Annotated in this window: 12 protein-coding genes; 11 read left to right on the forward strand and 1 reads right to left on the reverse strand. The window is 30.3% G+C overall.

The annotated features are described in order from the left end of the window. The first annotated feature begins 19 nt into the window (after positions 1-19). The 3 genes from B4G36_RS03275 (at position 20) to B4G36_RS03285 (ending at position 2,165) form a co-directional block, all read left to right on the forward strand. Positions 20-502: a DUF4625 domain-containing protein gene (locus B4G36_RS03275; RefSeq protein ID WP_291061979.1), complete on the forward strand. Its 483-nt coding sequence runs from the start codon at positions 20-22 to the stop codon at positions 500-502. Positions 503-603: 101 nt separating this feature from the next. Then, positions 604-1,458, forward strand: coding sequence for a BadF/BadG/BcrA/BcrD ATPase family protein (locus B4G36_RS03280; protein WP_221855585.1), 855 nt, complete (start codon positions 604-606; stop codon positions 1,456-1,458). 2 nt (positions 1,459-1,460) lie between these two features. Further along, positions 1,461-2,165: a formyltransferase family protein gene (locus tag B4G36_RS03285; protein ID WP_291061981.1), complete on the forward strand. Its 705-nt coding sequence runs from the start codon at positions 1,461-1,463 to the stop codon at positions 2,163-2,165. Positions 2,166-2,239: 74 nt separating this feature from the next. On the opposite strand, the gene B4G36_RS03290 is transcribed toward B4G36_RS03285, so the two are convergent. Then, entirely contained in the window at positions 2,240-2,845 is a 606-nt protein-coding gene (locus tag B4G36_RS03290; protein ID WP_291049560.1) for a DUF4126 domain-containing protein, read from the reverse strand. Between the two features lie 339 nt (positions 2,846-3,184). On the opposite strand from B4G36_RS03290, the gene udk reads away from it, so the two are divergent. From udk to B4G36_RS03330, 8 genes are all read left to right on the forward strand, one after another. Then, positions 3,185-3,853, forward strand: coding sequence for a uridine kinase (udk, locus tag B4G36_RS03295; protein WP_260392473.1), 669 nt, complete (start codon positions 3,185-3,187; stop codon positions 3,851-3,853). Next, positions 3,853-4,242 (forward strand): FtsB family cell division protein, encoded by a 390-nt coding sequence (locus tag B4G36_RS03300; RefSeq protein WP_291061983.1) that lies wholly within the window; start codon positions 3,853-3,855, stop codon positions 4,240-4,242. The genes udk and B4G36_RS03300 overlap by 1 nt, the downstream gene beginning before the upstream one ends. After that, entirely contained in the window at positions 4,235-5,509 is a 1,275-nt protein-coding gene (locus B4G36_RS03305; RefSeq protein ID WP_291049553.1) for a methylmalonyl-CoA mutase family protein, read from the forward strand. Before B4G36_RS03300 ends, B4G36_RS03305 begins: the two co-directional genes overlap by 8 nt. Before the next feature lie 119 nt (positions 5,510-5,628). Then, positions 5,629-6,042, forward strand: coding sequence for an RDD family protein (locus B4G36_RS03310; RefSeq protein WP_291061985.1), 414 nt, complete (start codon positions 5,629-5,631; stop codon positions 6,040-6,042). 4 nt (positions 6,043-6,046) lie between these two features. Then, positions 6,047-7,213 (forward strand): RsmD family RNA methyltransferase, encoded by a 1,167-nt coding sequence (locus tag B4G36_RS03315; RefSeq protein ID WP_291061986.1) that lies wholly within the window; start codon positions 6,047-6,049, stop codon positions 7,211-7,213. Positions 7,214-7,275: 62 nt separating this feature from the next. Next, positions 7,276-9,453 (forward strand): FUSC family membrane protein, encoded by a 2,178-nt coding sequence (locus tag B4G36_RS03320; RefSeq protein ID WP_291061989.1) that lies wholly within the window; start codon positions 7,276-7,278, stop codon positions 9,451-9,453. Between the two features lie 3 nt (positions 9,454-9,456). Then, a complete protein-coding gene (locus B4G36_RS03325; protein ID WP_291049541.1) occupies positions 9,457-11,256 on the forward strand; it encodes an ABC transporter ATP-binding protein in 1,800 nt (599 codons plus the stop codon). A gap of 60 nt (positions 11,257-11,316) precedes the next feature. Beyond that, entirely contained in the window at positions 11,317-11,991 is a 675-nt protein-coding gene (locus tag B4G36_RS03330; protein WP_291061991.1) for a hypothetical protein, read from the forward strand. Positions 11,992-12,004 lie beyond the last annotated feature (13 nt).

Raw genomic sequence — 12,004 nt, forward strand, 5'->3', positions numbered from 1 at the left:
ATTCAAAAAAATTAAAACAATGAAAAATTCAATTTTAAAATATTCATTCATAACATTATCAGCATTATTCATTACATCTTGTTCATCAGATGATTCTTCATTAGATACAACAAAACCAGAAATTAATTTAATTTCTCCAAAAGATGAAGCTCACCTACATTTAGGTGACGAGATTAATATTGAAGCTATCTTGAAAGATAATATTGAGTTGGGAGCTGTAAAAATTGATATTCATTATGCAGGAGATGGACATACTCATAACCATCGTTCTGCTAGTGCGCAAGAAGCATCGAGTTCTACAAATACTCAATGGGAATTTACCAAAGAAGAAGCAATTCCTTCAGGTAAAAAGGAATATGCATACAATTATAAAGTTGCAATTCCCCAAGAAGGTATTGTAGATGGTGCATATCATTTAGGATTAATTCTAATTGATAAAGCAGGAAATCAATCCGAAACATACATCGAAATCGATATAGTTGACCATAGCCACGATCATTAATTATTTTTTTATATAAAAAGCCTGAAATTTCAGGCTTTTTCTTATGCGCATTGTTAAAAGAATACTATTTTAGCACTCTTCAATTATATCAAAACAAAAAAATGATTGCAATAGCAGATAGTGGTTCTACTAAAACGGATTGGGTAATTTTAGATAGCGACCTTAATGAAGTTTTTAGAACAAGTACAATTGGATTTAATCCGTATTTTGTAACAGCAGAAGATATTACGACTGAATTACAAAAAAATGAAGATTTTGCACCTGTTGCAAATGATTTCGCAAAAATCTTTTTTTATGGTGCTGGAACTTCCAGCGAAACAATGCATGCTGTTGTTAAAGAAGGTTTACAAAACTTCTTTACAAATGCCGAATTTGTAATAGACCATGATTTATTAGCCGCTTGTTATGCCACTTACATGGGAAAACCTGCAATGGTTTGTATCTTAGGAACAGGTTCTAACTCTTGTTATTTCGATGGAACAACAATGCGCGAAGAAACAAAATCTTTAGCTTATATCTTAGGAGACGAAGGTTCTGGAAATGACTTAGGAAAACGTGTATTACGCGCTTTTTACACAAAAAAAATGCCTCCACATTTAGCCAAAGCTTTTGATGATTATTATAAATTATCTGTAGATGAGTTAAATAAAAATGTGTACCAAAATAAATTTGCAAACACATATTTAGCATCTTTCAATAAATTTGTTGTCGAACATAAAAATGATCCATTTATTCAGAAAATTATTTATGATGCAATGTCTTCATTTATCGAATACCAAATTATGCCTTATGAAGAAGCTCGTCATTCTGAATTAAATTTCATTGGTTCAATTGCTCATATTTACGAAGATGTTATTCGTTCAGTTGCGGCAGAATATCACTTAACAGTTGGTCATATTATTAGAAAGCCAATTGATAATGTTGTTGATTATCACAAAAAGTATTTGATTAAATAATCATGGTAGCTCAACCAAAAATAGCGGTAATTTCTTACAATACTCCTCATCGCAAAACACAAGATGTTTTGCACGGATTAAAAGCTAAAGGTTATCAAAATGTAAAAATTTTTGCATTGCCTTTTTTACAAAGAAAAAATCCGTTCAAACCGATTTATCAACATCGTCCAAGTAAAGCGATTCAAGTAAATTTAGATGATTACTGTAATAATTTTGGTTATAATTTTGATTTAACAACTGCTGAAACGTTGAATAATCAATTAAACGATTATAAAGCTGAATATGTAATTATTGCAGGTGCAGGATTATTACCAGATGAATTGGTTGAAAATCATAGAATTATCAATACACACCCAGGTTTTTTACCTTTGACAAGAGGTTTAGATTCATTAAAATGGGCAATCACAAAAGGTGTAGAGATTGGTGTTACAACTCATTTTGTAGACACAGAAGCTGACGCTGGCTTTTTGATTGAACAACAATATATTCCTGTTTATGGAAATGATACATTTCATTCATTAGCTAATCGTCAATATGAAACAGAAATTGAAATGTTAGTTAATTCGATTGAATTAATTCCAACACTTTCAGAATTCAAATCACTTTCATCAAATGAATTTGAGGCTACGCGCAGAATGCCAAAAGCTATAGAAGAAAATTTGATGCAAGCATTTGAAACATACAAAGAAAAATATAAAAGGGATTAAATATTTTTTAGAAAAAAATTAAAAAGCTAACCGAATTGGTTAGCTTTTTTTTATTAATATAATTCTTCACTCTTTCACAATTCTTCCGCCAATAGCTGATCACCTTTTTTTCTGACACTTTTATATGCTCTATAACACACATATAAAATAATTAGTACAAAAATAAATGCCAAAGGGGCCAATACAATTGCTGTAATACTTAATACAATAGAACTAAACGTTTCTCCTGTATTAACCAAAAAATTTCCAGCTCCCGCAGTTGTGGTGGTCGAAACAGCTCTTGCAGCCGCAGTTGTACCGCTAATCGCAGCCGCAGTTCCTCCTCCAGCTATAATCGCCAAAGCCCAAGTTGCGACTTCGTTCATTTCTGGCATCGTAATTCCAACCGTTATTGTTCCTGCAATTCCAGCTAAAGGAAACGCAATCGTATCCAACAAATTATCAATAATTGGAATATAATAAGCTCCAATTTCTACTAACATCGCTACACCAAGTGTTATAAGAGCCGGTGTACTCCCAACCCACATCCAACTTTCGTCGAGATTAATAAAACTTCCTCCAAATTTAACAGCTAAGCTCAGTACAAATAAGGGAAGAAAAATCCGAAAACCAGCAGCAGCGGCTAATCCTATTCCGAGAAATAACGAAAAAATAGTAGACATTGAGATTAAATCGTTCATAGATTAGTATTTTATAATAGTTCTGATTTTATAAATATAATGATAAAAAAGATAAAGTTTTTATAATTTTTTCTTTCCTTTGCATCCGATTAAGAGAAACCAAGTACTGTAAAGTACTTTTTTTGTGTAAATAAACCTAAATGTTTGAGCTACATCTAAATAATCGAATAATAAATCAATCATTTTTTAAATGCATTGATAATTATTTCTTTTCTCAAAATCAATCAACCAAAACTTCTTCACGACAACATTTAAAATTTTGCAAGAATCAATTTCTTTTTATTTTAATTTCTGAAAGGAAAATTTTATCTTTAAGGAAATTTTACGAGAACTCTTGCAATGGAAACATCAAACGAAATTAAAAAAAATAATAAAACAAAAATGCTAGTAATAGGAATTGCAGGAGGAACAGGTTCGGGAAAAACAACTGTTGTAAATAATATTTTAAGAGATCTTAATGCGGAAAGCGTTATCGTTATTTCTCAAGATAATTATTATAAAGATCATCCTGAATTATCTTTTGATGAACGTTCTAAGATCAATTTTGATCACCCAAGATCAATTGATTTCGAATTACTAAAAGAACATGTCGCTTTATTGAAAAATGGCGTATCAATAGAACAACCTGTCTATTCGTTTATTACGCATAGTCGCAAGGAAGAAACGATTTTAACCCATCCACAATCGGTTATTATTGTAGAAGGAATTTTGGTATTGACTGACCCAGATTTACGCGATTTATTTGATGTAAAAATCTTTGTTCATGCAGATTCTGATGAGCGTTTAATTCGTCGTGTACGTCGTGATATCCAAGAACGTGGGCGCGATTTGGATGAAGTTTTAACGCGTTACCAAAAAACGTTAAAACCTATGCATCAGCAATTTATAGAACCATCTAAAAACTATGCAGACATTATTATTCCGAATATGAAAAAGAAAAATTCTGTCGCAATCAAAGTTTTATCAACTGTAATTAAAGAAAAACTCAACTCGAAAACTACTGTATAATGAAAGAAAAATCGGAAGAAATCTTTGACGAAGAACTTACACCAGAAGTACCGAAAAGAAAAATTAAGGATACACGTGTATTCAAATTTGTTTGGAATCGTTACTTTGTTCTAACGGTTGCGTTTGCTGTTTGGATGATTTTTTTCGATCAAAATTCTTTTTTCGTACATCGCGAGTTGGATAAACAAATCAAATTATTAGAAGTTGATCAACAATATTACCAAGAACACTTGGATACTGAGTCTGAAAAATTAAATCAACTAAATAGTAATCCTGCTGAAATTGAAAGGATTGCAAGAGAAAAGCATTTCTTGAAAAAAGATGATGAAGATATTTTTATCATTCAGCAAGAAAAAGTTGCGAAGCCACAAAATAAAGAAAATGAGTAAGTTATTTGAAAATTTTGATTCTATTTCTGAAAAAGAATGGAAAAATAAAGTTCAAGTCGAGCTAAAAGGTTTAGAATATAATGAAACTTTAGTTTGGGGAACGAACGATCAAATAAATGTAAAACCATTATATACAAAGGATGATGTCGATTATTCGGCTGTACAACCTTTACCAAAATCCTCAAAAGATTGGAAAATTATTTCGAAATATACTGGAAATAAAAACCAAGATTACAGCTTTTTGTATGGATATTTGATTAATCAAAATCAAATTGATTCATCGTTAGAACTTCCTAATTATCTGGATTTATTTATTAAATATGATGAGACTTCTGATTTAAAATCGCTTGAAAATCTTCCAAATCTGAAATATTTAGATTTAGATATGTATGGATATTTGGCACAGAATGGACTTTGGCAAAATGATTCAGAAAAAGCATCAAAAGAATTGGTGAAAGAAGCTTTGGCATTGAAAAATTTCGAAAAAGTAATTTCAATTCAAGGAGATGTTTATCAAAATGCTGGAGCAAATCATGTTCAACAAATTGCGATTACACTTGCACATGCAGTAGAATATTTAGAAAATTTTGGAGCTGATATTGCGGACAAAATCTATTTTAAATTCGCTGTTGGAAGTAATTATTTCTTCGAAGTAGCGAAATTAAGAGCATTTCGCTTTTTATGGAAAATGATTTTGGAGCAATATAATAAAGAAAGTGAAGCATTTATTTTCACTTCAACATCCGATCGCAATAAATCTAAATTAGATATTTACAACAACGTTATTCGCTCTACAATAGAAGCTTCTTCGGCTATCTTCGGATCAAGCGATGCTGTCTTTGTTGGATCATATGATGAAGTTAATAAAGAGTCTGATTTTGGATTAGAATTAGCCGCAAAACAACAATTATTGTTACAAAAAGAATCTTATTTGAATCAATTTACTGATCCTGCTGCTGGTTCTTTCTACATCGAAAGTTTGACAAATCAAATGGCTGAAAATGCGTTAGAATTGTTTAAAACAATACAAAATGTAGGAGGTTTTGTAAATGCTTTACAAAATGAAACTATTCAAGATTTTATTTACACAAGCGCGAAAAAAGAGCAAAAAGATTTCGATGAGCAAACCATTAAATTAATTGGTGTAAACAAATTTAGAAACCCTGCAGATGTGATTGAGAAATCGCCAAAAGAAAAAGTGGTAAAACAAGCACTTTTTGTTCCGATTGTTCCAACTCGTTTGGCAGAAAAAGAGGAAAAAAATTAGTTTTTACATGAATTGGATGCCAATTTCATTAAAAGAACTCAACAATATAATCGAAACTTCAGTAGCTGTGATGGATACTGAAGTTTTGTGTTTAATAAAGTTTTGTTTTATATAAAATTATGAAATCTAATAAAAACATTTTTCAACGATTTATAGCGGGATTTATTGATTACGCACTATTTATAATCATTGCAGCGCTTTATATTTATAAGTTTGGAGCTTTAGCAAATGACGGAAGTTATAATGTAAACGGAATAAATGCTTTACCTATTTTTATCTTTTGGCTAGTTTATTTTGTAGTAATTGAAGTTATTTTACATGGAACTTTAGGTCATTTAATCCTAAATTTGCAACCTGTAAATGCTAAAACAGAAAAACCAATTAGTTTTTCGCAATCTTTTATTCGTCATCTTTTCGATCCTATAGATTATTTTATTTTCGGTGGATTAATTGGAATTTTAATTATAAATAACTCCAAAGAAAGTCAACGTTTAGGTGATATTGTAGCAAATACTAAAATGACTAAAAAATAACATTTTGAATCCAACTATTTTAACAAAAGAATTTCAAGATTATCTGAAAATAATCGAACATGAAGACATCAAATCTATAGGTTTGAAAAAATCGTTATTTGAAGAAATTTCTTCTGCTGAAATTGCACAACAATTGAAAGGAATTCAAGTTTCAAAACATAAATTTCCAACACTTTATTCAACAGAAAACATTTATTTTCCACCTTCAATTAATTTGGAACAAGCAAGTTCGGAAGCTACAGCAAATTATAAATCAACTTTAGTTAAAGGAAAAAATTTGATTGATTTAACCGCAGGTTTTGGAATTGACACCATGGCTTTTGCAAAGAATTTTGACAAAGTATATCACATCGAACAAAATCCTGAATTGAGTGAGATTGTACAACATAATGCTAAAATTTTAGCGCCAAATTTAGAAACCTATACAGGAACTTTTCAGTCTTTTTTTGAAGAAAATCCTACTTTAAAATTTGATGTTATTTATCTCGATCCAGCAAGAAGAAATTCGAGCGGAAGAAAATTTATTTTGGAAAATTTAGAGCCAAATATTTTAGAATGGATTCCAACTTTTTTCGAAAAAACAGAGAAAATTATCATCAAGCTTTCGCCTTTATTAGACATCACTTCTACCCTACAACAAATTGATTCAATTTCTGAAATACACATTGTTGCATTAAAAAATGAAGTGAAAGATTTTCTAATCATTTTAGATAAAAATTCTTCAACAAAAAACCCTTTGATAAAAGCTGTTAATTTAGAAAATAATCAATCCGAATTTTCTTTTCATTTTGAAGAAGAATATAGTGCGAATGGAAATTTTGGAGGAATTCAACATTATATTTACGAACCAAATGTTGCGATTCTAAAAACTGGTGCTTTCAAATTATTAAGTGAAAAATTCAATCTTCTTAAACTTCATCAGAATACTCATTTGTATACTTCGAATGAACTTTTAGAGAATTTTCCTGGAAAAATTTACTTGATTGAAGAAGAAATTAAAAATCCGAAAAAAGAAATTTTAAAGATTAAAGCGAATTTATTGGTCAAAAATTATAATCAGCCAATAGACGTTATCAAGAAAAAATTCAAAATTATTGATGGCGGCACAACAACTTTAATTTTTACACAAAGCATTGATGGGTTTCATATTCTAAAAACTTCACGAGTTTAGTTGGGTTTCGAAAAAAGTTGTGTTAATTTTATACAACAATTTTCAACCTTAAAAAATTACACTTGAAAATCATCAATAAAATTGAAAACTTTATCTACGGAGAAGCACTTTCAGATGGCTTAAAAACTTCTTTAGCGATTATCATTCCACCTATCGTAGCCAGCTTGTTTGGCGATTTATATGCCGGTGTAACAATAAGTCTTGGTGCAGTTTTAGCGCACATGACGGATACACCTGGTCCATTTAAAGAACGCCGAAACCTGATGTGGCTTTCCGTACTCTTGATTTTCCTTGTTTCGTATTTCACCAAAACGATTAATAGTTACCCAATATTTCTAGGTATTTGTTTAACAGTTATCGTTTTCTTTTCTAACATGTTAACCGTTTGGGGACAGCGTACAAGTGCGCTTGGAATGGTCATTATGATGTCGATGGTAATGAATATGAATGATTTACGACATGAGTTAAGTCCTCTTCATATTGCGCTTTTTGTGACAGCTGGAGCAGCTTGGTACACTATTTTTAGCCTAGCTATTAGCACCTTTCGTCCTTATCGTATGGCGCAGCAAAACTTAGCTGATACAATGATTCATATTTCTGAATACATTCGAATCAAGGCTTCTATGTTTGATAAAGACTCTAATTACGATGATATTATCAAAAAATTAATCGATGAACATGTTGTAATTAACGAAAAACAAAGTTTAGTTCGTGAATTAGTTTTTTCGAACAAAAAATTGGTAAAAGACCAGACACCAATTGGGCGTTCGATTGTGTTTATTTTTTCTGATTTGGTGGATATATTTGAAAATGTAACAGCAAATCAATACGATTATGTGAAAATTCGAGAAGTTTACGGTGATACAAAAGCAATGCGCAAAATCTATAATTTAATGAATAAATTAGCGCATGAGCTTAAAATGATTGCTTATCATATTAACTCGAACAAACGTCCTAAACAACCTACTTTTGACTTTGAAGTTGAGTTGAAAAAGATTGATGATGCTATCAAAGAATTATATGCAGAAGGACAAAAACCAATCGTTTTATCTAAAATTTACATCAATTTAAAGCAAATTGTTTATAAAATAGAGTTTATCCATAAATTTTTCTATGATGATTCATTCACAGAAAAAAAGAAAAATCCACTGGATCATGCCGAACATTTTGAACCTACAGTTGATTATTCTTTACGAAAATTAAAAGATCATCTGAATCTAAAATCTTCAATTTTTAGACATGCAATTCGTGCATCAATTGTAATGTTATTAGCTTATGGCGTCACGTTTATTATTCCGATGACTTACCATAGTTACTGGATTTTGATGACAGTTTTAGTGATTTTAAAACCTGGTTTTAGCGTAACAAAAAAACGAAACTTTCAGCGTTTGAAAGGAACAATTGGCGGTGGATTAGTTGGGGTTTTAATATTATTGATTATTCCTCAACATAGTATTCGATTTGCTTTAATGCTTATTTTCATGTTAATGGCCTACACTTTTATTCGTCACAAATATGCAATTGGTACATTTTACTTAACCGCGTATATTCTTATTTCGTTTAGTTTTTATTCGCAAAAAGATTCATTGTATATTATTCAAGAACGTTTTATTGATACACTTGTTGGAGGATTTATGGCGTTTATTTCGAGTTATTTGATTTTACCAACTTGGGAAAAAAATAATATGAACGAATATATTCAAAAAGCATTGATTGCAAATTATGAGTTTATCTATTTGGTTTTTAAAAAATTAGCCGACAACGAAGTTTCTACAACAGATTATAAATTAGCTAGAAAAGATGTTTTTATTGCAATGGCAAATATTAATTCAGTTTTTCAACGTGTAATTTCTGAACCGAAAGGAAAACAAGAAAATGCTAACGTACTGAATAAATTCACCATTTTCAATCAATCATTTGTCTCATATTCAGTTGGTTTAGTTAAAATTTTAAAGAAAAACAATTCCGTTATTTTAACTTCAGAACATATTCGATTGATGAAGAAAATTTTGCAATTATTGTTACAAAACATTCGGCTTTACGGTGAATATGAAACAGAAAATTTACCAAAAACAATAGAGTTTAGAGAAAAAACTGTTGTTTATACGGAAATTGAAACAGAGGCTTTGCAAAATGATTCTGAACTGATTGAAGATTTGTTAGAGTATTTATACGAGATTGCTTACGATTTTACAAAAGTTGGTCACGTTTTTGTGAAAGAACAACCGTTAAAAGAATAAAAAATGACAATCATCCAGCTGTTTAAAAATCTACGTCCATTTGTAAAACCTTATCGTTCTTTGGTTGTCGCAACTTTGCTCCTAACCTTAGTTGGATCTTTTACTTCACAAGTAAATGCCCTTATTTTACAATATACCGTAGATTCTATAAATGGTTTGGTTGAAGCTGGAAAAGGATTAAAAGAAGGTCTGAAAATCATTTCGTTTATTTCGATTGTTTTGATGACAAAAGAAATCTTGAATGCATTCATCACATTTGGTCAAAAATATTATGGTGAAAAGCTTCGAATTTTTGTTTCGCAAGATTTAGCTCAAGCCATTATCGAAAAGATTTTGACGTACCGAATGGCGTTTTATACAAATCAAGATAATCAAGCAGGAAAGCTTCAAACTCGTATTGACAGAGGAATTGAAAGTTTGACACGTTTAGTTCAAAACTTTTTTATCGATATTTTACCTCTTTTTGCGAACTCAATTGTTGCTTTAATTTTGATGTTCAACGCTAATTTTTATGTTGGATTGGTTGGAGTTTGTATCGTTCCAATTTATTTCATTATTACACAACAACAAGCTAAAAAGCTGAGTGGTTGGCGACGTAACCTAAGAGGTTATCGTGAACAAAAATCGCAAGGAATTATCAGCATAATTGATTCAATCACAGTAATTAAATCATTTAACCGAGAAGATATCGAAGGTAAAAAACAACTTGCTTTGCAAAAAGAATTGACGAATAATCAAATGCAAACACGTAAAACAAGCTTCTTTTTTGATGGTTTAAAATCCTTTATCGAGCAATTTGGCGTGGTGATTATCATCATTTTAACTTCATATTTGGTTCTGGACGGACAAATGACAATTGGCGCAATTATGTTTCATATTTTGTTGTTCAACAACGTTTCTGCTCCTATCCGTCAACTGCATCGTATTTATGATGAAATGAATGATGCCATGATTTATTCCGAAAGTTTCTTTTCTATTTTAAAAGCGGATGACGAAAAAGAATCATCTGGAAATTATATTCCAACAAAATTGAAAGGTAAATTCGAAATCCAAAATGTTGACTTTTCTTATCCAAATGGTTACAAAGCCTTGAAAAATATCAACATGACAATTCAACCCAATAAAATTACAGCTTTGGTTGGTTTGTCTGGCGCTGGAAAAAGTACAGTGATTAATTTGTTAGATAAATTTTATCAACCTGATTCTGGAAAAATTGTACTTGACGGAATTGATTTAGAAGAATATGATACACAATTTTTACGCGATAATATTGGATTGGTTTTACAAAAAAATCACATTTTTAATGGAACGATTGAAGAAAATATTCGTTATGGAAATGTAAACGCAACTTTCGAAGAAATAGAAGATGCCGCAAAACGTGCTTATATTCACGAACAAATTATGGATTTGCCAGAAGCTTATCAATCCAAAGCCTTATTGTTATCTGGTGGTCAACAGCAACGTATCGCCATAGCACGTATGTTTCTAAAAAATCCCCCAATTATTTTCTTGGACGAACCTACTGCAAGTTTGGATGCAATTGCCACGGAACAGATTAAAAATAGTTTGGATGCCATCAAAAAAGATCGAACAGTTATCATTATTTCGCATAGTATTTCTCAAATTATCGATGCCGATTATACGTACGTGATGAAACAAGGCGAAGTTGTAGAAAACGGGATTCATGAAGATGTGTACAAAATGAACGGTACTTATAAAGAGATTTTTGATGCAATGGCAAAAAGCTTAAACATTGAAAAAATTGCCAAAACTTTTGACGATGAAGAAGAAGAAAATTATTAGGAATAAATCTATTATAAAACATTATAAATCACTATCTTTAAAGAGGTAATAGGATAGCGTATGAAAAAATTAGTTTATTTTATAGTTGGGGTATTGTTTTTTACCCAATCTTGCGAGCAAAAAAAAGAAGCTCCAAAAGAATTAGCGCTTAATACGATAACTTACGAAAGTGCTTTAGATGTTCCTGTAAATAAAGTTGGTGTTCTGATTAATGTAGATTCCCTTGGTTTTTTCGATTATAATTCTCAAAATTTAGATCAAAGCATTGATTCAAAATCAATTGAAAATCAGCTTAAACAAATAAATTCTAAATTTGATATTGTAAAAGTAATTCGTGATAAATCTGAAAAAATATTAAACGACAACAAGTACAATTATCAAATGATTGATAAATTTGATAAAAACTTAGTTCCAAATGAATTAATCACAAAGGAAAATGTAAATCAAGTTAAATTTAATGATTTAAAAAAAGCGATTAATCAAGATGATTTAGTTTTAATTAATGTAAATTCAGGGCTTGATTATGATCCTGCCAACAAACAGAAATATATCGCCAAAACATACGTCTACATTAATATTTTAGACCTTAAAAATAATGCTTTAAAATATAGCGAAACAATTGGTGGAACAAAGTATATAGACGAAACAATCAATAAAAGTACGACGGATTATTTAGAGAAAATGATGAAAGAGTCATTAAACGAAACGTTAGATATTATTGATAATAAATATTAAATACATTGAACTA

It is taken from the genome of Empedobacter sp. UBA3239, from assembly GCF_002362875.1.
In the GTDB taxonomy this organism is placed as follows: Bacteria; Bacteroidota; Bacteroidia; order Flavobacteriales; family Weeksellaceae; genus Empedobacter; species Empedobacter falsenii_B.

Excerpts from the sequence above, each read along its gene's own strand:
- B4G36_RS03330 (WP_291061991.1), top strand. The coding sequence starts at position 11,317 with ATGAAAAAATTAGTTTATTTTATAGTTGGGGTATTGTTTTTTACCCAA.
- B4G36_RS03285 (WP_291061981.1), top strand. The coding sequence starts at position 1,461 with ATGGTAGCTCAACCAAAAATAGCGGTAATTTCTTACAATACTCCTCAT.
- B4G36_RS03310 (WP_291061985.1), top strand. The coding sequence starts at position 5,629 with ATGAAATCTAATAAAAACATTTTTCAACGATTTATAGCGGGATTTATT.
- B4G36_RS03280 (WP_221855585.1), top strand. The coding sequence starts at position 604 with ATGATTGCAATAGCAGATAGTGGTTCTACTAAAACGGATTGGGTAATT.
- B4G36_RS03305 (WP_291049553.1), top strand. The coding sequence starts at position 4,235 with ATGAGTAAGTTATTTGAAAATTTTGATTCTATTTCTGAAAAAGAATGG.
- udk (WP_260392473.1), top strand. The coding sequence starts at position 3,185 with ATGGAAACATCAAACGAAATTAAAAAAAATAATAAAACAAAAATGCTA.
- B4G36_RS03290 (WP_291049560.1), bottom strand. The coding sequence starts at position 2,845 with ATGAACGATTTAATCTCAATGTCTACTATTTTTTCGTTATTTCTCGGA.
- B4G36_RS03275 (WP_291061979.1), top strand. The coding sequence starts at position 20 with ATGAAAAATTCAATTTTAAAATATTCATTCATAACATTATCAGCATTA.
- B4G36_RS03325 (WP_291049541.1), top strand. The coding sequence starts at position 9,457 with ATGACAATCATCCAGCTGTTTAAAAATCTACGTCCATTTGTAAAACCT.
- B4G36_RS03300 (WP_291061983.1), top strand. The coding sequence starts at position 3,853 with ATGAAAGAAAAATCGGAAGAAATCTTTGACGAAGAACTTACACCAGAA.